The sequence below is a fragment of the Pandoraea soli genome (assembly GCF_902459595.1).
In the GTDB taxonomy this organism is placed as follows: domain Bacteria; phylum Pseudomonadota; class Gammaproteobacteria; order Burkholderiales; family Burkholderiaceae; genus Pandoraea; species Pandoraea cepalis.
In genome coordinates this window covers 123,568-143,366 of sequence record NZ_CABPSG010000009.1, presented here as the reverse complement: position 1 = coordinate 143,366, position 19,799 = coordinate 123,568, and the positions used below count along the sequence as shown (strand labels likewise).

At 61.0% G+C, this 19,799-nt stretch carries 17 protein-coding genes; 2 read left to right on the top strand and 15 right to left on the bottom strand.

Annotated elements, in window-relative coordinates:
- Window positions 1-59 precede the first annotated feature (59 nt).
- Window positions 60-926 carry a LysR family transcriptional regulator gene (locus tag PSO31014_RS16450; protein WP_150552596.1) on the top strand — a complete coding sequence of 289 codons (867 nt, stop codon included), beginning with the start codon at window positions 60-62 and terminating at the stop codon, window positions 924-926.
- A gap of 339 nt (window positions 927-1,265) precedes the next feature.
- On the opposite strand, the gene PSO31014_RS16445 is transcribed toward PSO31014_RS16450, so the two are convergent.
- The 8 genes from PSO31014_RS16445 to PSO31014_RS16410 form a co-directional block, all read right to left on the bottom strand.
- Window positions 1,266-2,147 (bottom strand): alpha/beta fold hydrolase, encoded by an 882-nt coding sequence (locus PSO31014_RS16445; protein ID WP_150552595.1) that lies wholly within the window; start codon window positions 2,145-2,147, stop codon window positions 1,266-1,268.
- 342 nt (window positions 2,148-2,489) lie between these two features.
- Window positions 2,490-3,284, bottom strand: coding sequence for a substrate-binding domain-containing protein (locus tag PSO31014_RS16440; RefSeq protein ID WP_150552594.1), 795 nt, complete (start codon window positions 3,282-3,284; stop codon window positions 2,490-2,492).
- 59 nt (window positions 3,285-3,343) lie between these two features.
- Window positions 3,344-4,282 carry an SMP-30/gluconolactonase/LRE family protein gene (locus PSO31014_RS16435; RefSeq protein ID WP_150552593.1) on the bottom strand — a complete coding sequence of 313 codons (939 nt, stop codon included), beginning with the start codon at window positions 4,280-4,282 and terminating at the stop codon, window positions 3,344-3,346.
- Between the two features lie 6 nt (window positions 4,283-4,288).
- Window positions 4,289-5,584: an MFS transporter gene (locus PSO31014_RS16430; protein ID WP_150552592.1), complete on the bottom strand. Its 1,296-nt coding sequence runs from the start codon at window positions 5,582-5,584 to the stop codon at window positions 4,289-4,291.
- Between the two features lie 10 nt (window positions 5,585-5,594).
- On the bottom strand, window positions 5,595-6,413 hold the full coding sequence (locus tag PSO31014_RS16425) for an amidohydrolase family protein (protein ID WP_150552591.1): 819 nt from the start codon (window positions 6,411-6,413) through the stop codon (window positions 5,595-5,597).
- 14 nt (window positions 6,414-6,427) lie between these two features.
- Window positions 6,428-7,261 carry an SDR family NAD(P)-dependent oxidoreductase gene (locus tag PSO31014_RS16420; protein ID WP_246176717.1) on the bottom strand — a complete coding sequence of 278 codons (834 nt, stop codon included), beginning with the start codon at window positions 7,259-7,261 and terminating at the stop codon, window positions 6,428-6,430.
- Between the two features lie 12 nt (window positions 7,262-7,273).
- A complete protein-coding gene (locus PSO31014_RS16415) occupies window positions 7,274-7,834 on the bottom strand; it encodes a carboxymuconolactone decarboxylase family protein (protein ID WP_150552590.1) in 561 nt (186 codons plus the stop codon).
- A 20-nt stretch (window positions 7,835-7,854) separates the two neighbouring features.
- A complete protein-coding gene (locus PSO31014_RS16410) occupies window positions 7,855-9,165 on the bottom strand; it encodes a cation:dicarboxylate symporter family transporter (RefSeq protein WP_150552589.1) in 1,311 nt (436 codons plus the stop codon).
- A 246-nt stretch (window positions 9,166-9,411) separates the two neighbouring features.
- On the opposite strand from PSO31014_RS16410, the gene PSO31014_RS16405 reads away from it, so the two are divergent.
- Window positions 9,412-10,356: a LysR family transcriptional regulator gene (locus tag PSO31014_RS16405; RefSeq protein ID WP_150552588.1), complete on the top strand. Its 945-nt coding sequence runs from the start codon at window positions 9,412-9,414 to the stop codon at window positions 10,354-10,356.
- A 36-nt stretch (window positions 10,357-10,392) separates the two neighbouring features.
- Here PSO31014_RS16405 and PSO31014_RS16400 read toward each other — a convergent pair whose 3' ends face one another.
- From PSO31014_RS16400 to PSO31014_RS16370, 7 genes are all read right to left on the bottom strand, one after another.
- Window positions 10,393-12,003: a methyl-accepting chemotaxis protein gene (locus tag PSO31014_RS16400; protein WP_150552587.1), complete on the bottom strand. Its 1,611-nt coding sequence runs from the start codon at window positions 12,001-12,003 to the stop codon at window positions 10,393-10,395.
- Window positions 12,004-12,041: 38 nt separating this feature from the next.
- Window positions 12,042-13,589 carry a tripartite tricarboxylate transporter permease gene (locus tag PSO31014_RS16395; RefSeq protein WP_174976545.1) on the bottom strand — a complete coding sequence of 516 codons (1,548 nt, stop codon included), beginning with the start codon at window positions 13,587-13,589 and terminating at the stop codon, window positions 12,042-12,044.
- Between the two features lie 2 nt (window positions 13,590-13,591).
- Entirely contained in the window at window positions 13,592-14,050 is a 459-nt protein-coding gene (locus PSO31014_RS16390; protein ID WP_150552586.1) for a tripartite tricarboxylate transporter TctB family protein, read from the bottom strand.
- A 145-nt stretch (window positions 14,051-14,195) separates the two neighbouring features.
- The gene (locus PSO31014_RS16385; protein ID WP_150552585.1) at window positions 14,196-15,536 is read right to left on the bottom strand and encodes an MmgE/PrpD family protein; all 1,341 of its coding nucleotides are present in this window, start codon (window positions 15,534-15,536) and stop codon (window positions 14,196-14,198) included.
- A 96-nt stretch (window positions 15,537-15,632) separates the two neighbouring features.
- Window positions 15,633-16,832: a 3-oxoadipyl-CoA thiolase gene (gene pcaF / locus PSO31014_RS16380; protein WP_150552584.1), complete on the bottom strand. Its 1,200-nt coding sequence runs from the start codon at window positions 16,830-16,832 to the stop codon at window positions 15,633-15,635.
- 83 nt (window positions 16,833-16,915) lie between these two features.
- Complete coding sequence (locus PSO31014_RS16375) at window positions 16,916-19,000, bottom strand: acetate--CoA ligase family protein (protein ID WP_150552583.1); 2,085 nt, start codon at window positions 18,998-19,000, stop codon at window positions 16,916-16,918.
- A gap of 6 nt (window positions 19,001-19,006) precedes the next feature.
- Window positions 19,007-19,798, bottom strand: coding sequence for an enoyl-CoA hydratase/isomerase family protein (locus PSO31014_RS16370; RefSeq protein ID WP_150552582.1), 792 nt, complete (start codon window positions 19,796-19,798; stop codon window positions 19,007-19,009).
- Window position 19,799: the final 1 nt, after the last annotated feature.

Below are 19,799 nucleotides of genomic sequence, written 5' to 3'. Positions count from 1 at the left end.
AGCCGATGTCTGTGCGTAAATTACCTATAATTGCAACTCAACCTGGAGAAAATGCACAGATGTTCGATTGGGAGAATTTACGTCATTTCATGGCCGTCGCTCATGCAGGAACCCTTTCCGGCGCAGCGCGTGCGATGCACGTCGATCACGCGACGGTGAGTCGGCGATTGAACGCTCTCGAGGCTGAACTGCAAATGTCTCTGATTGAACGGCTGCCGCGCTCGTGCCGATTGACGCCCGACGGAATGAAGGTTCTGGAACTCGCCAAGCATATGGAGACGGCTTCCTTTGACATTGCCCGACTTGCCCGTGCTCAACATGCCCCACTGGACGGGAAGGTCGCCTTGAGCGCGCCGCCGGTACTGGTCGCCCACTTCCTGGCAAAACGTCTGGCCAGCTTGCGTGAGACGCACCCCGGAATTCAACTCTCTCTATTGGCCCAGGCTCAGCAAATATCCCTTAGTCGCGGCGAAGCGGACATCGCACTGCGGTTGGTTCGGCCCAAAGAGCCCAGCAATGTTGCGCGGCGCATCGGCCGCATGCCCTTCGCGCTATACGCGCACAAAGATTACGCGCGTACGGTGCCGCCGGCCGATTGGACGTTTATTGCTTACGACGCATCGTTGGCCGACATGCCTCAGCAACATTGGCTATTGAAGATTGCCAACGGCCGCCCGGTGGGATGCACATTGAGCGACATCAGCGGCCATCTCGCCGCCGCGCGCGGTGGCGCCGGTGTCGCTGGACTTCCGTGCTTCATGGGCGATACCGAAGGGGATCTGGTTAGGCTGGAACACGACGGAAGCGCGTTCGCGCGAGATATTTGGCTGGTGGTTCATCGCGACTTACGCCGATCCAAACCTGTTCGCGTGGTGATGGATTACATCTCGACCATCGTTTCCGAAACCCCGATGTTGACCATCTAGATGCCTACGCTACGAGTTGTGTGCTAGCTGCCCGTGGACATGACGATGGTGCATTGGAAGATCGTTTGCGTCACCGATTATCGTCGGTCTTGGGGGGACTGCGTTGGGGTCGTCGACTGCGAGAAAGCCGGCGATGCGCCAGCACCGTCACGCAACACCAGCTTCACTGCTTGGTCTCAAAACAAGTTCGGACGAACCGACTGATGCATTCGATTCAGTCGTGCCGCAGATTCTCGAATTGTAGAAGCGTTGGCTTCCACACTTTCGGCCAACCTCTGCGCATGGGATTGCCGGAATCGCAGGCGGCCCCGGGGCAGCCCGGCTATGGAAATGCCCGCGTTACTGCTTCGTCCAAGAGACGCGACGCGCAAACTTCGCAATTTCGTCGGCCATCGCCTTCGGTTGCTCCGGGGCAAACGCATGACCGGCATTCGGCACGACCACTACGGTTACCCGATCTCCCAACATGGACTTGAGCACCATGGAGAAACGACGGGGAGCCACAGGATCGCTCTCTCCCTGCAAATCGAGAATCGGCGCGCTGCCGGCCGCAAAGTAGTCATCCACCGGCGTCACGTTTCGCGCGTGCGATTCAGCCTCGTGGGTATCGTGATGCCATCCGTCCAGCCAAACGGTCGGGTCATTGCCTGGCGCAAAAAATGCTTCCTTCAGGTAGATCAGGCGCTGGGCGCGCGATAGTCGAAGGTCTCCCGCACCGTCAATCGCCTTGCGCATTTCTGGACCAATCGGCTTCTCGGTCGAACCCGGCGGAACCTTGCCGGCGGATGCTGCGACGAGTACAACACCGCGAACCAAATCCGGGCGATCCGTCGCCACCTGGCGAGCCGGGAAGTTGCCCCATGCGTGCCCAACGACGACTGCTGGGCCCGCATGCTCGTTCTCGATCACGGCAGCGACGTCACGCGCAAAGTCGTGCATGTTCAGAGATTCCATCGGACCCACGCTTCGCCCAATTCCGCGCGGCTCAGGACGGATTACGCGGAACCCGTCAGCAACGAGTCGTGCCGCAACATCGTCATAGTCGCGTGCCGAGCGGCCAAGCGATGGCAACATCACGATCAACGGGCCTTTACCCTGGCGCATGACGTCAATCTGCACGTTGTCGTGCTTGACGAGGGTATGTTCCACGTTAGCGGCAAGCGCCCCGAAGCTCACGCCCAGCGCAACGACGGCAGCAGAGATGGTACGGATACAGGTCATTTTTCAAATCCTCAGTGAATGGTCTGGCAGTCAGAATGAATAACGATGGGTGGACTGGCGCTCCGGCTCAGTTGCGCGACGCGACGACCGAAGCACCATGTACGGCTCACAGCGCTGGCACAGTAGCCGGGGCTACACGTTGATGTAGTGAACTGGCGAGTGACGCACGTCCAAATTGGCGACGCCCCAAGCGATCAGCGATCGCGCGGTTGGATGCTGCGCATGCGTCGTCTCGATGACGGTTGAATCACCAGATCCCGTCATTGCTTCTGGCGACACGAGACACGGTCAGCGAAGCGTGTCCGACTGACCCGCAACGCCGTGAAAGCGTGGGGGAGCGGCCTACTTCGAGATCGGGTCCAGCCCACTGTGCGCCATCAGGGCACGCGCTTCGGGCGTTCGCAGATAGTCGATGAACGCCTGACCGGCTGCGCGTTCTCTAGCGTGCACGCCAATGGCCGCGGCAATCACGCTGGCCTTCTGCACTTGCGCAGGCAGCGGCCCCACGTACTGAATGCCGGAGATAGCGCGCAACTCGCTGATTTGCTGCAGACCCAGCTCCGCGTCGCCGCGGGCCAGTGCCGTGCCGACGAGTTCCTTGCCGCGGATAAGCACGCTCTTCGATTTCATCTGCTGTGCCACCCCAAGTCTCTCGAACAACGTTTGCGTGATGTAGGTACCACTCGCACCTTCCGAGAACGCCACCGACTTCGCCGCCAACAACGTCTTGCGCAGATCGTCGACCGTTGCCACGTTCGGCTTCGCCGCACCGGGAGCTACCGCAACACCAATGCCGCTACTCATCAGATCCACTAGCGACGCGGGGTCGAAGTAGCCTTGCTTGACATGATCGGTAAGCGCTGCGCCGATCATGAAACAGACATCCATGGGCTCGCCTGCGCGAATCCGCGTTGGAAGCGCATCGGCTGACGTGCCGTACGAGGGCCCCCACTCGATATCGACGTGATTGCCGGTCTCACGTTCGAACGCCGGTACGACCTGTGCAAAGGCAGCTCGCAACGCGCCGGTGGCGAGGACATGGACTTCCGCCGCCTGAGCAGCCACTGAAGCCATACACATGGCAAACCCACACATGCCAGAGGCAATAGCCGCGCGAGCGAATGGACGACGAATCATCAAGTTGTCTCCTACGTATCTCTTTTCTATTTATCGGTGGTCGGCGAGTCTGCTAGAAATCAGGTCATTCCGCGTGTGTTGACGAACAGGGAATATAGCGACGACGTCGCCGCCATGAAGAGACGATTGCGATGGCGACCACCGAAGCACAAGTTGGCGCAACGCTCAGGCAAGTCGATGTGACCGATCGGCGATCCGTCAGGCGCGAATACCCGCACACCATCGAGTTCGGCACTGCCTGTGCCCCAACCACACCAGAGGTTGCCATCGACATCGACACGGAAGCCGTCCGGCGTTCCGTCCTTCGCATCGATCAACACGCGCGGATGACGCAATGCCGCGCCACCCACCACATCAAACGCCATGATCGTTCGCGGACGCGCGCGTGACGCCACCACGTAAAGCATCGTCTCGTCGGGAGAGAACGCGAGCCCGTTGGGTCCCGGGATGTCGTCCGCCATACACGCGAGCTCACCGCTATGCGGGTCCAACCGGTAGAGGCCCCACGGCAGTTCGGCTTCCGCAACTTGCCCCATGTAGTCGCTTACCAGACCGAACGGCGGATCGGTGAACCACACGGCGCCGTCCCGCGCGACGACCACATCGTTGGGCGAGTTCAAGCGCTTGCCCTGGTAGCGGTCGGCGAGCACCGTGATACTGCCGTCGTACTCGGTGCGCGTCACTCGACGCTCGCCATGTTCACAGGCAATCAGGCGTCCTTCGCGATCACGTGTCAGCCCGTTGGCCTTGGTCGATGGGGCGCGATAGGCGCTCACGCTCTCGGTCACTTCGTCCCATCGAAGGATTCTGTCGTTGGGCAGATCGGTCCAGTACAGTGCGCGGGCGTCCCCAAACCAGACGGGGCCTTCCGCCCAGCGCGCGCCGGTCCACAAGCGCTCGACGCGCGCGTGAGGCAAGCGGTAGTGCGCGAATCGCTCGTCCAGGACCCGAATCGCCGGATCGGGGGTACGCAAGTTGGGCTGCCACGTATCGATCATGGTGTGTCAGGCCTCCTTGACCTGTGTCTTGAGATAGGCCGAGAGCAGCGTCGCGAGAACGAGCATCCCGCCCATCCCCATCAAGCCGGCATTGAACGATCCGGTTACGTCCTTTAGCCAGCCGACCATGGCCGGCCCGACCAGGCCGCCCAGACTGCCCACTGCGTTGATGAATGCGACGCCACCGGCCGCTGCCTGCTTGTCGAGGAAGGTCGCCGGAATGCTGTAGAAGCAGGTCCGCACGGACGACAGGCCCACAATCGCCACTGTCAGGCCGAACATGGCGGGCAACAACGAGCTGGACGCCACCGACGCAAAAAAGCCGATGGCCGCCACGGCGCACGTCAGCACGAGATGCTTGACGTAGCGACGCTTCCTGGCGAGCACGCGCGCCCACGCCAGCATTGCCAGGCTGCCGACAATGTACGGAATGGCCGTTGCAAGGCCAACCTGCATGTCGGTGAGATGATGTGTCTTGAGGATCGTGGGCATCCACACGCCGATCCCCAGAATCCCGATGATGTAGCTGAAGAGAATCGCGGCGAGCAGCCAAACGCGCGAATCCTTGAGCGATTTGCGGAAATCTCGCTCGTGCGTCGTTGAACGCTCGCGCTCCAATGCGTCCTGCAGCGCCCGCTGCTCGTCATCGGTAAGCCACTTCGCGTGCGCAGGCCCGTCGGGAAGCGCGAACAGACACACCACGCCAAGCACGCACGCGGGCAGACCTTGCAGAACGAAGAGCCACTGCCAACCGTGTAGTCCGAGGACGCCGTCGAGTTGCAGCATCGAGACGGAAAGCGGGCCGCTGAACACCGACGACAACGGAATGGCGGCTAGAAAAATGGCCATCATTCGTGTGCGAAACTGCGACGGAAACCAAAGCGTCAGGTAGAAGATCACGCCGGGGAAAAAGCCGGCTTCGCCAATGCCGGCCATCAATCGGATGAACGCGTAACTCGTCGGGCCGACGGCGAAGCTCGTGGCGGCCGCGAACAGTCCCCACGTAATCATGATACGGGCGAGCCAGCGACGCGCACCGTACCGATAAAGTGCCAGGTTGCTGGGCACTTCGAATAGGCAGTATCCGACGTAGAAGATCCCGGCGGCCAATCCGAAGGCCGATGCGCTCAGGCCCAGGTCCCGGTTCATGGTCAACGCGGCAAAGCCAACGTTGGTGCGATCCAGATAGTTGACGAAATAAGCAAACGCCAGCAGCGGGATCAACCGCCACGCGGCCTTTCGGCATGCGCTTTGCTCAGCGCTGTCTCTCGACGTGGAATTCAGAGCAATCGGTGTGGACATCGATATTCTCTCAGACGTACAACTTCAGCGGGTTATCGCAGAGCACCGCTTGCGCGGTAGCCTCGTCGGCGCACACCAGGCGAACGAATGCTAGTAGCGCATCGTCGTCAGGCACATCCCCCTTAATATTCGGATGCGGCCAATCCGAGCCCCAGATCGCCCGATCGGGCGCCACCGCGAGGAGGCGACGCGCGAGCGGCAACGCGGCATCCCACGGAGGTGGCGTGCCTTGCATCAATCGGTCGACGCCGGAGAGTTTGACCCAGCGCATTGGGTTTTCCAGGTGTCGTTCCAACGCTTTCATCGCGACTTCGTCGATCGGCAGCGTAGCGTCCTGCCGCCCCATGTGATCTACGACGATAGGAATATCCAGATCCGACCACGCGTCGAGCACAGGAAGGATCTGATCGAGACGACCGTGAACCAGAACGTGCCAATTCAATGCCTTCACACGCACCGCGGTCTCACGCAGTCGAGCGAAGTTGCGCTCGCCTGGCAGGTGCCCCATGAAGTTGAAACGAACGCCGCGCACGCCCCCTTGGTCGAGACGATGCAGTTCGGCGTCCGTGGTGGCATCGTCGACGAGCGCAACGCCGCGGTACCGCCCCCCCGACATGGCGATACCGTCAAGCAAGGCGCTGTGATCGCGTCCATAGCAAGCCGCTTGGACCAGCACGCCATGCGATACGCCAATGCGATCGTGCATGGCCAATAGATCGTCCATGGGCGCGAGAGCAGGCAGATAGGCGGCACCGTCAGGGAGCGGGAACGCTTTCCAAGGTCCGTAGATATGGGTATGGCAATCCCAGACGCCGCGATGTGTCGACATACGTCTGCGCTACCTCAATCGCAACGTGCGGTCATGCCGCCGTCGACCACCAGTTCGGTTCCCGTCACAAAACGGGCCTCGTCGGAGGCAAGGAACAATGCGGCATAAGCGGTATCTCGACCGTCGCCCATGAAGCCCAGCGGAATACGTGCAAGGCGGGCTTCCAGCAGCTTGTCGATATCGCCGCCCGTACGCTGACCGGCCAGACGCACTTCCACCATCGGCGTGTGCAATTGGCCAGGAACGACGGTATTCACACGAATGCCCTTCTTCGCATATTCGACCGCGACAACCTTCGAGAGCTGGATCACGCCAGCCTTGCAAGCGGCGTAGGCCACTTGCGCGGAGCCCGTCCAGCGAATGCCGGACGTCGATGCCGTATTGACGATGGCACCGCCCCCGGCACGTTCGAGTTCTGGAATAACGTGCTTACATGCCAGGAAGACGCTTTTCAGATTGAAAGCGACTTGGGCGTCCCACTTCTCTTCAGACAGATCTACCGGACCACCGGAGGCGGAGCCGCCCACGTTATTGACGAGTACGTCGACCTTGCCGTAGGTTTCGACACACGCCGCTACCATGGCCTTGACGGCCACAGAATCGGTGACGTCACACGTGTAAGGCGTCACCTCTCCGCCGGCCTCACGCACACGGCGAATGGTTTCCTCCATTGCGTCGAGACGCTTGTCGACGGCGAAAACGCGTGCGCCGGCCATTGCAAACAGCACGGTCACCGCACGACCGTTGCCCCAGCCCGGCCCGACGCATCCGGCGCCAGTCACAATTGCCACCTTGCCTTGCAGACGACCATTAGCAAGCGCGGCTTGCAGCTCAGTATTCGATTGCACGATTGATCCTTGTTACAGAGAAATGGGCAGTTCAGGCGCGACGCCAGCCGGCGCCGGCACGTTGAAGACCTTGATAGTCATGGAGATGAGCGTGTAGTAGCCCGCGATGCCGACAAGATCCACCAGGCCGTCCTGACCGATCTCGTCGATCAGCGCGGCATACAGCGCATCTCCGATGCTGCGTTGCGCGTGAAGCTGCGTCATGAATTCGTAGATCAGCGCCTCGTCGCGATTCACGAACTGCGGCGCCTTGCCGTCACGCAACGCATCGAGCACCTCGGGCGCAACCCCGGCTTCCAGCGCGAACGGCTTATGGGCGGCCCACTCATATTCGGCAAGCCAATGGCGGCCCATGCACATGATGGCAAGCTCGGAGAGTCGCGGCGGCAGGCTGCTGTCATAACGGCAGTAGCGCCCCAGTGCTTGCGCGCGATCAGCCAGAAGCGGTCGATGCAACCAGACCGCGAGCGGACCACGCACGCCCTTGCGGGGACCCGAGGCAATGGCGTCGTAGACGATGCGCTGCTCCGGCGAGAGTTGCGTCGGGTCGATGTCGGGAAGACGAAGTTCCATGGTGATTATTTCCGGCAGAATCAATTCGCCTGCGCAGCGGCTGCCGAATCCGGCGCGCCAGCAGACAGTTTCAGAAGCGAAGGGCGCGCGCGACGGCCGGTTTCCTGAGCAAACGCGTCGGCATCGAATGCGCCTTCCCAGCGGGCGATGGCGAATACGGCGACGGTGTTGCCGACTACATTCACGAGCGCTGTGGCGATAGCCATGATCCGGTCAATCCCGAAGAGCAGGCCGAGGCCGGCTACCGGCAGCGTGCGCATCGATTGCAGCGTGGCTGCGAGCTTCACGAAAGCACCGCCCGCGACGGTGGTACCGCCCTTGGAGGTCAGGCTGAGAATCGCCAGCAGGCCGAGCTGCTGCCAGAGCGAGAACGGCGTATCAGTGGCCTGCGCAATGAAACCGACAGCGATAGCCATGTAGATGGAAGTGCCGTCGAGGTTGAAACTGTAGCCCGCCGGCAGGACGAAGCCGACCACTGCCTCGTCACAGCCCGCACGACGCAGCTTCTCAATCAGTCGCGGGAAGGCCACTTCACTTGATGCCGTGCCGAAAATCAGCAGGATCTCGTCACGAATCAGGCGCAACACGCCGAAAAACGGCAGACCAATACCGGTGCTGATCGCGCCAAGGACGCCGAAGACGAAGATCAGGGATGCGGCGTAATACAGAATGATGACCTTGAGGAGGTACAGGAGCGTCGCGCCGCCGTAGCTGCCCACCGCTGCGGCCATCGCACCGAAGGCGCCGAGCGGGGCCAACTTCATGATGAAGCCGAGCATGCGGAACAGCACCGACGTGGCTTCGTCAATTCCGCGCAACAGCACCGAATCCGCACCGACCGACAGGTTCAGAGCCAGGCCGGCCAGCACCGAGATGATCAGCACCTGCACGATATCGCCCTTGGCAAAGGCATCGACCAGCGTGTGCGGAATCAGGCTAAGCAGGTAACTGACTGCGGAGACGTTGTGCGCACCGGAAGTGACCTTGGCGGCGTCGGCGGCTTCGGCCAGATTGCTCGCGTGCAACCCGACGCCCGGTTGAAAGACGTTGACCAACACAAAACCGAGCACCATCGCGATCGTGCTCACCACTTCGAAGTAGATCAGCGATTTGATGCCCATGCGTCCAAGCATGCGCAGATCACGCACGTGGGCCAACCCCTGGACGAGGGTGCAGAAGATGATCGGCGCCAGCATCATCTTGAGCAGCGCGATAAAGGCAGTGCCGATCGGTTTCATGGCGATTGCCCACGCGGGCGCCACCAGGCCGAGCGCGATCGCGCACGCAAGCGCAATGAGGACCTGAATGTGTAGCTTCTTGAGATGCTTCATGTTGTCTCCTGAGCCGACAGTACGTTCTCGCGCAGCGATCGCTGCAAACGCCGTCCGACTTCTCATATCGTTAGGTGCGATCCGACCATCAAGCCAGGATCACTGCGGAACAGCGTCGTCAGCTTTGTGAACTACCACGCTGCTCGCCATTCTCGGTATTTGTTAAAAGCATAGTTCTACGTAGATCCGCTGACAAACACCGTATAATCATAAGAAGCTATAACATGCAGGAATATCTTAGACGCTATGGAAATCAGGGAGCTGCGTAGCTTTATTCGGGTGGCCCGTGCCGGCAGCCTGAGCCGAGCGGCCGCCGAGCTTTATGTGGCTCAGCCAGCCCTCAGCCGGCAGATCGCGAAGCTTGAGGCCGAAATTGGTGTTCCCTTGTTCGTGCGCCACGGTCGTGGGGTTCGGATGACAGCTGCCGGCGCTCGATTGCTTGAGCGCGCAGAGATGATCACGCACCTGCTCAACGAAACGACCGAGGAGGTACGGGCAAGTGCCGATGAGGAGCGAGGTCACTTGGCAGTCGGCCTGCCTCCGACGATGAGCGTGCTGATCGGCGCAGAATTGACGCGCGAATTTCGCACTCAGTGGCCTAATGTGTCGTTGCATGTTCGCGAAGGGTTGAGTACTTCGTTGCAGGAGTGGGTAATGGACCGACGTGTAGATCTTGCCGTGGTCTACAACCAGCCGCCCCTCGAGGCATTTCAGATCCAGCCGCTCTATAGCGAGCCCATGATGCTTATCGGACCGCCTGGAGACGGCGGTGGATCTCGCAGCTACCACATTCGAGATCTGGCAAACACGCCACTAATTCTTCCCGGCATGCCCCACAGCAACCGTCTTCTGGTTGAACAGGCAGCGGCTCAGCATGGCGTGAGGCTCAGAGTTGCACTCGAAGTGGACAGCGTTGCCCTTACCAAGCAGTTGGTGAAGTCTGGCGAGGGGTATTCGATACTTGCCTATATCGCGGTTCAGCAGGAAATAGCGTCAGGCGAGCTCATTGCGCATCGCATTGAGCGACCGTCCATTCGGTCCAGCGTTGCCGTGACAACCCTGAGGGATACGTCTGCGTCGCGCTTCGCTCTGGCCTGGATCGAGTTGCTTCAGCGACACTTGAAGCGTTTTTTGGCGCTAGCACCGTGGGGTGCGGAGGTGCAGTGGATGGGCGTTCCCCTTGAGAAGTGAATCAACACGGCATGTGTCACCACCGGGAGGCGGGCTTCACAATGCTCCCAACGCCAAAGTCATTGCACGATCCGGGGGCGAACGTCGCGAGTCTTGGGCGTCGGAAAGCCGAAATACGGAAACGGCTTCCCTCAGGTTTGACGCTTGCTCCTCAAGCGATTGTGCCGCCGCGGCGGCCTCTTCGACGAGAGCGGCGTTCTGCTGGGTGCTTTCATCCATCTGCATGAACGCCTGATTGGCCAGTTCTATGCGCTTGCCCTGATCCGACGAGGCGGCGGCGATCTCTCCGACAATACTGGACAACTCGTTTATCGCTTGCCTTACGCGCCCCATTGTCGTGCCGACGTCGTGCGCCTGCCGCGAGCCGTCTGCGACGAGCGTTGACGAAGTCTCTATCAGCGCTTTTATGTCGCGCGCCGCACACGCTGCGCGCTGTGCCAATGCTCTCACCTCAGATGCAACGACGGCGAAGCCACGCCCGTGGGCGCCGGCGCGGGCCGACTCGACGGCGGCGTTGAGCGAAAGAATATTGGTTTGAAACGCGATCGCTTCTATCATTCCCGTAATCTCCGAGATCTTCGCCGAGCTTTCGCTGATTCGCCCGATCGTCTGGAGCATCGCTGCCACGGCCTGATCACCGGCATCAGCCAGACCGGCCACATTCGCAGCGAACATATCGGCGCGGCAGGCGTTATCGGCGTTATGTCTGATCGTACCGGCCAACTCGGCCAGGTTGGCGACAGTCTGGTTGAGCGAGACTGCCTGCGCCTCGGTTCGGATCGACAAATCGACATTCCCGCCGGCGATTTCATGTGCGGCAATAGACACCGACTCAGCAGACACCTTGATGACGCGAATCGTTTCCGCGAGGTGGTCCCGCATCCGCTTCATCGAGTGAAGCAAACTGCCGCTGCCCGCACGCTCGTCTTGCACTACAAACGCCAAGTCGTTCTCCGCGATGCGCGTGGCGATCTCAGCCGCGTACTTGGGCTCCCCGCCAAGCGAGCGCCATATCCCGCGGTTCACCCCGACGACGGCGATGCTCAGAAGCGTGCCGATGACGGCAAATACACCCAGGCTCCGCACGAGCGACGCGTAGAAGGCGGCATTGATGTCGTCGACATATACGCCCGTCATCAATATCCATTGCCATGGTCGATACGCGTCGTTGTAGGAGATTTTCGGAAAAATTCCGGTCGCGCCCGGCTTGCCGAAGGCGTATCGGGTAAAGCCGCTACCGTCCCGGTGGATCTGGTTCAGCACGTTCTGATTGAATGGTTCGCCATTCCGATCTCTGAAGCCACTGACGTTTCGCCCTTCGTCCTCCGGTTTCGTGGCACTCATGAGCAGGACACCGTCCGGGTTGAGGATCGTGAAATAGCCTTTCCCCCCGGCGTAACGCATCTTGCGGATCACACCGATCGCGCTGCGCTTGGCTTCATCGATCGTCAACGTCCCGGTGGCTGCCTGGTCCGCGTAGCTTTGGATGACGGACTTTGCAAGCTCCATCGCGTGAACGAGACCGGATTGCCTCTCTTCGAGACGAATTCCCCGACTACTAATGGCATCCGATATCGAAAGGCACGCAAAGCACGCGAGACTTAAGATCAGCGGCAGCCACAACTTCTGCGAAAACGACAACTTCATGTCTTCTCTCGAAAGGGAGCTTCAATCACAGAAACAGGTCAGTCCTGCACCTTCGTGACTCGTCGCTGCATGCGCAAGCGAAAGCGCATGAACAACGAATCGGAACCCCACGCGAGATATGAGCCAGCCTGCCAGAACACGATGATTGCGCCGATTCCAAGGACGGTCGCGCTGATGGGGCGATTCACGAAGACTCCCAGATCTCCATGCGACAGCAGGAGCGCGCGGCGTACATTCGATTCCAACATCGGGCCGAGCACGAAGCCCAGCACAATGGGCGCGATGGGAAAATCCAGGACCATGAACAACGCGCCAACGAGTCCAAACGCGGCAACGGAAGCGACGTCGAACAAGTCATTGCGCATGCTGTACACGCCGACGCAAACGAAAAAGACTGCGGCAGGATAAAGAATCCGGTAGGGGACCTGCAGCAGCTTGACCCACACCCCAATGAGCGGGACGTTCAGAATCATCAGGATGGCATTGCCAATCCAGAAGCTCGCGATCAAACCCCAGAAGATGTCGCGATGCTCGGTAATCAGCAACGGTCCGGGCTGGATGCCTTTCAGAATCAAGGCCCCCATGATCAGCGCCATAACGGCGTCGCCTGGGATACCAAGTGTCATCGTGGGGATGAAATCGACCTGTGTCTTTGAGTGCGAAGCCGCCTCCGGGCTGGCGACGCCTTCAATGGCGCCCTTGCCGAAACGACTTGGATCCTTCGCGATCTTTCGTTCCAGCGCGTACGCGATGAAGGTCGTGATTGTCGGCCCCGTTCCCGGCATGCCACCAAACAGAACGCCGACCAGCGTGCCACGAAGCGTAGGCGCGACCGCCTTGCGCAAATCGGCAAGCGAGGGGCGCATGTCACGCGCACGTACCTTCGCCCGCGTCACGACAATCTTCTCCCGATTAACGTGCATCAGAAAATCGGCGATGGCGAATACCCCCATGCAGATCGCGCCAAGTTCCACGCCGTCGTATAACGAAGCGCTGCCGAAGGTAAACCGGAACGTGCCTGTGATGAGGTCAGTCCCAACCGTTCCACACAGCAGCCCGAACAGCGTCATGGCGATCCCCTTGAGCGGCGAGCCCCGCGACATGGTCGAGCCGGAGATTAGTCCGAGAACCATGATGGCGGCAATCTCGGTGGGGCCAAACTTGAATGCCACACTCACCAGCAGCGGGGACAGGAAAATCATCACCAGAATGCCAACGGTGGCGGCAAAGAATGACGACAGCATGGCGACACCCAAGGCGGCGCCGCCCTTACCTGCACGCGTGAGCGGATAACCATCGATGCATGTGACGGCGTGAGGCGGATGACTTGGCAGATTCAGCAGGATTGCGCCAATTGCCCCACCGTACTGCGATCCATAGAAGATCCCGGCGAGCATGATGATCGATGGCACTGACGCCATAAAATAAGTCAGCGGCAGAAGGATCGAGATCGCAGTAATGGGCCCCATTCCAGGCAGCACGCCGATCAGGTTTCCCAACAGCACCCCAACGACAGCCCACATTAAATGAGTCGGCTGCAACGCGACGCTGAAGCCGTACATGAGATCCATGATGGTCTGGTGCATGATTACCACTCCCAGCGAAACGCCGGAAGTTGCAGGTGCAGCCCCCAACTGAAAACGACAAAGCAGAATACGGTAAGCACCGCGGCCATCAAAAACACGTCGCGCACGGGGTTACGCTGATCGGCAAAGCCCGCGATCACAACGGAGATGAACGTCGCCGGCAGCAATCCCATGTGCGCGGCAATGCCAACAAATGCCAAAACAGACAACAGCACAAGCCCGGCACCTCGCCATGCCTTGACAGACGGCTTCGCCAGTACTTCGGTATTTTTCGACGTCGCTGCAATCAGCGTTCCGATTAGCAGCAACAGGACGCCCAGGGCGGCGGGAAAGAAGCCCGGCCCCATCTGACCAAGCGTGCCGAAGCCGTAGCTCTTGCTCTCGAACAGTACAGCGCCCCCCAATAGAACGAGCAGCAACCCAGCCCACAAGTCCCGCCTTATCCACGCGTGTCTAGTCATTTTGTGTCTCCAATCTGTTCTGTATTGCTATTCGGCGCCAGGCCCTCGATCGGGGTCTACGGCGAAATTCAGGTGTTCAACGCAATCGTCACCGAATCTATTGCGGCCGCGTCCCCAACAACGATTGACGCATTCCGCCGTATGCTCAAGCGCCTCCGAGCCCAGCGACGTCGGGTCGATCTTCAAGACTCCACAACTGGCCCAGCAAATTGCGGGCCGACACCGCGCCAACGACAGGCGACACCAGTTCCATGAACTTCGCGTTCAATTCTTCGTCGCTGAGCGGTAGCTCGGGATCGCCCCTGCGGTGGCGCTGTACATGAACCAAACGCTCTCCCCCTTCCAACGTCACTTCCACGCGTGCTGAACGCTCACCCGGAAACGCCGCGTCCAATTCCGGACTCACGGTGACTTCCGTACAGGTCATCAAACGGCGAACAGTTGGGTCTGTCAGTTGCGCGGGCGAAAACGCCTGCTGGCGCACACTTCCATTGATCAGTGCTGATGCGACCATGTAGCGCATGCTGAAGCGGGCTTCATTGGGCGTCAGCGGGTTGACGTGGCACGCGATCTCGACGGCGGGGCGATACGTCTCGATGGCGATGCTGCGAACCTCATCAACGGCGAAGGACGCATTCCGGCGCAGTTCGATTGCCGCGTCCACTGCTGCAAACGTGTGACCACACCCGACGTGGTTTTTGACCGTGAGTCGAGCGATGTGAAAATCGCGTCCCAAGGTCAGCGCAATGTCGGACCAGTCCGCCTGACCGCTCATCGCCACCCCAAGACCGCCCTCCCCTTCCAGCACATCTCGTCCGCCCGTAACACCGACAGCGGCGAGCTGTGCTGCTAGATATCCCCCCTCGGCGGCCCGGCCGGTATGGAGGGGTTTTGACATCGAGTCTGTCCGGAACGCCTGCTGCAGTCCGGCCGCAAATGTTGCGGCAGTCGCGAGTGCATGCCCATGGCCGGCTTCACCAAGTGACAGGGCGACCCCGGCGGCAGTCGCTGCGCCGAACGTTCCCACTGTTCCGCTGTTATGCCAATAGCGGTAATGGGCACGTCCCAGCGCAACACCGATGCGGGTCGATATCTCGTAGCCGGCAATCACAGCATGCAGAAAGCGCAGTCCGCTGCATCCTGACTGTTGAGCGGCGGCCAGGGCTGCGGCCACCGTCGCCGCACCGGGGTGATACATGGCATCCCGGAAGCTGTCGTCCACCTCTGCCGCGTGCGCTGCGGCGCCGTGAATCAATGCGGCCGCACGTGCCGTTGCCTTCCCGCCGTTCAGCAAACATGCTCGACCATGCCCGAGGTCATCCGCCAGGACCTGCGCGAGCATCGGCGTCGGCGGCGTGTCCAACCCCGCGAACGCGGATGCAAACCAATCGACAACGGCGCGTTTCGCGTGATGCACGACCGCTTCCGGCGGGGGCGAGGTTTCCAATGAGCTGGCATAGCGCGCCAGGGCTTCCGTCACCTGCATACAATCATCTCCTGCTAATCTCGATGTGCTCGCGCAACCCGCGCTGGGCGCAAAACCATTGCCGGCCGTGCGACGCACGTATCGAACGGTCGGATTTCACACGCGTTCGACTATGACGGCCACACCCTGCCCTACGCCGATGCACATGGTGCACAACGCATAACGCCCTCGAATACGATGCAACTGTCTGATCGCGGTGGTCGCGAGGCGTGCGCCGGACGCGCCCAGCGGATGCCCCAAGGCGATGGCCCCACCGTTCGGATTGACACGCGGATCGTCGTCGGCAAGTCCCAAGTCGCGCAGGACCGCCAGACCTTGTGCAGCAAATGCCTCGTTGAGTTCGATCACGTCGAGATCGTCCAAACGCAAGCCCGTCGCCGCGAGTACCTTTCGCGTGGCCGGCGCCGGCCCCATCCCCATGATTCTCGGAGGAACGCCCGCGGTCGCCATTCCCACGACACGTGCCAGCGGCGTGAGTCCATGCATCGTGGCGGCACGTTCGGTTGCGAGCAGCAGGGCGCAGGCACCATCGTTCACCCCTGACGAATTGCCCGCAGTCACAGTTCCATCCGAAGCCACCACACCTTTAAGCCGCGACAACGCCTCCAAGCTGGTTTCCCGCGGGTGCTCGTCATGCTCCACAAGCACGGAGTCCCCCTTGCGCTGCGGAACAACGACCGGTGTAATCTCCTGGGACAGAATCCCCGACGCGCGGGCCGACAGCGCTTTGCGTTGTGACGCCAAGGCCATACGATCTTGGGCATCGCGCTCAATGCCAAACTCTCGCGCTACGTTCTCCGCCGTCTGCGGCATCGAATCGACACCGAACCGCGCTCGCATCGCGGGATTGACGAACCGCCACCCAATCGTCGTATCTTCGATCGAGTTGGCGCGCGAGAACGCGGTGTCGGCCTTTGGTAGAACGAACGGCGCCCGGCTCATGCTCTCGACGCCGCCGGCAATCATCAGTCCCGCTTCGCCGGCCTTGATCGCTCGTGCCGCAGTTCCCAATGCGTCCAGCCCCGATCCGCACAGCCGGTTAATCGTCGACGCGGAGGTCTGCTCGGGTAGCCCGGCAAGCAGTGCGCTCATGCGCGCAACGTTGCGGTTGTCCTCGCCGGCCTGATTGGCGCATCCGAAAATCACGTCGTCGATGGCTTCCCAATCGACGTTGGGATTGCGCTCCATCAACGCCTTGATCGGGACCGCGCCAAGGTCATCGGCGCGGATTGAGGCAAGTGCCCCGCCATAACGGCCGAAAGGTGTTCTAATTGCGTCGCAAATGTAGGCTTGCATGACTCAGGTTTGACTCTCGCTCAATGGGGATGGGTGGGGCGAAGCGGCCACCGAGGGCGCGCCAGTGTCGTTCTCCCGCCCCGTCAACTCTGCAAAACCGCGACGCCATCCACCGCACGCACGCCCCGCCCTGCCGGCAATACGATGACAGGATTGATCTCAGCCTCGACCAACCGTTCGCCCAGCTGCGCTACCATGCGCGAGAAGGCGACAATTGCCGCGACCATCATGTCGACGTCGGCTTTCTCAGCGCCGCGGTAGCCATCCAACAGCGGCCAGGTCTTGAGTTCGCGCAGCATGGCGCTGGCGTCTTCTTCCCTGAGTCCTCCTTGCGGCGGCATCAAACGAAGGGTGGTGTCTTGAAGCAATTCGGCACCCGTGCCACCCGCTCCCAGCAGGATCGCCGTACCAAGCGCGTCTCGATGCATGCCCAGGATCAATTCGACACCACCACTCACCATCTCCTGCACGAGGAAACGCTCGGGGCGAAAACCGGCTCGTCGTTCCACTTCGGCGCGCATCGTTTCGAGGCGCCCTCCCACCTCGGTCGCACTCAGGTTGAGCGCGACGCCGCCGACATCACTCTTGTGTGAAGTCTCGGATGCCAAGAGCTTGAGTGCGACACGTCCGCCGATCTGCGCGGCGGCCTCCGCGGCCTCCGCCGCATTGGTCACCACGACTTCGCACGGACCGGTAATCCCAAATTTGGCGAACAATGCCTTGGCCTGGGATTCGTCCAGCGCCCCCTTCGGCAGATCCTCAAGCGCGATGAGTTCGAGCGCCGGTTCGTCGTCGGCTCCCACCCACTGCGCATGCTGCAGCATTGCGCCAAGCGCTGCCGCGCATCCTTCTGCGGTGGTGAGCGCGGGAACACCTCGGCGGTTAAGCAGTGCGCGAATCTCCGGCGCGTGCGGACTCACATACGCCAAGACCGGCTTGTCGGACGTGTGCATGCAATCCTGGATCGCACCGACCACCAGCTCGGGCATCGCCAGCGCCGACGACCCGACGATGCTGATCAGAGCGTCGTAGCTCGCGCTTTCCAGCAACGTGCGAATGGCCCCGCGCAGCAGGTCGGGACGCAATCCGGCCAACGTCACGTCGATGGGATTGCGATCGAGCACGGCGTGGTCGCCGGTCTGAAGCGCGCGCAACGCCTCGCTCGTGGGTTCGTCGGGGGCCGGCGTCTCGAACGCCGCCACACCGAGTTCGTCGGAGACCAAGGTCCCGGCACCGCCCGTCGAGGTCAGGACGGCCACGCGGCGGCCTTGCAATCGGCGCCCAACGGCCAACGCGGCGGACACATCGAGGAGGTCGTCAAAACTCTTGGCTCTGATAATTCCGACTTGCTTGAACAATGCGTCATACATGCGATCGGCACCGGCCATTGCGCCGGTATGCGACACGGCCGCCTTTGCACCTGCCTCGGAACGGCCAATCTTGAACGCGACGATCGGCTTGCCGGCGTGGGCTGCGCGCAAGGCGGCCGTCCGGAATTTGGCCGGATTTCTTACCGTCTCCACGTACAGCGCAATCACGCGCGTCGCGTCGTCGTCAACGAGATGATCGATGAAATCGGCAAGCTCCAGATCGGCTTCGTTGCTTGTGGAGACCAATTTGGACAGTCCGATGCCCCGTGCCGCGGCGCGCGACAGGAACGAACCCAATATCCCGCCGCTTTGGGACACAACGCCAATGGACCCGACGGGGAACTGTTCCATTTCCAGCGCCCCCGTGGCCGATAGCACGATGCTGTCGGTCAGGTTGACGAGGCCAATCGTGTTGGGCCCGAGCAAGCGCATGCCACCAGCGGCATCCAGCAACTCCTGCTGCCGACGCTCCCCCTCTCCTCCCGCCTCCTTATAGCCGCTAGCGAGCACGATTGCCGCCGCAGTACCGCGGCGTGACAGGTCGCGCACCGCTTCAAACGCGCGCTCGGCCCCGAGCAAAACGATGCCGACATCCGGGACGGCGGGAAGCGCAGCAATAGTCGGATAGCACGCCAGGTCTCCAATGTGGCTGACCTTGGGGTTTACCGGATAGATATCTCCAGCAAAGCGGTGCTTGAGCAAATAAGAGACCGGGCGGCCAGACGTCTTGGCGGGATCCGCCGAGGCACCGATGACGGCAACGCTGCGCGGCTTCAACAGGCGATCAATCGCATCCATGGTGGGTCAATCCTTAGTGGCGGTTTTAGAGAGAAATGCTTGCACCGCCTCTCTGTGTTCGGTACTCGTGTAGCAAATGCCTTGCGCCTGGCTTCCTTGCGCAAAGATTTCGTGCACGCCAGACTCATAAGACTTGTTAAGAATCCCCTTGGCCAAGGCAAGCGCGGTTGGGGATGCGGCGCTAAGCTCGGACGCCCAGGCCTTGGCGTCCGCCAGCAAGGTGTCGGCGCCCGCCAAACGGTCGGCAATGCCGAGCCGCAAGGCCTCGTCGGATGACACTTTGCGCCCGGTAAACACCAGTTCCTTAGCTTTGGCAGGCCCGACGCGACGCGGCAGAAAATACATCCCACCGCCGTCCGGAATGATTCCACGAAGCACGTACGACCAAGCAAAGCTCGCGTACTGGCTAGCCATAATGAAATCGCACGCCAGTGCAATATCGGCCCCCAACCCTGCGGCCGCGCCGTTTACGGCGGCGATGGTCGGCTTGGGCATCGAGTAGAGCAGCGTCTGCGCGTGATGGACGCGCTGTTGACGGTGCCAGCCGTTGAATCCCACTTCGCCGGACGGCGCACTCATGCGACGTTGCATGCCGGCAATGTCCCCGCCAGCACAGAAGCCCTTGCCTGCGCCGGTCAAGATCAATGCCCGAATGCTCTTGTCGTTCGCCACCGCTTCAAGGGCGTCGATGAACTCGCTTCGCATTTCGTCGCTCATCGCATTTCGCTTATCGGGACGATTGAACGTAATGGTGGCGACCGAAGCGTCGCACTGATAGTCAATGAGTTCGTAGTTCATG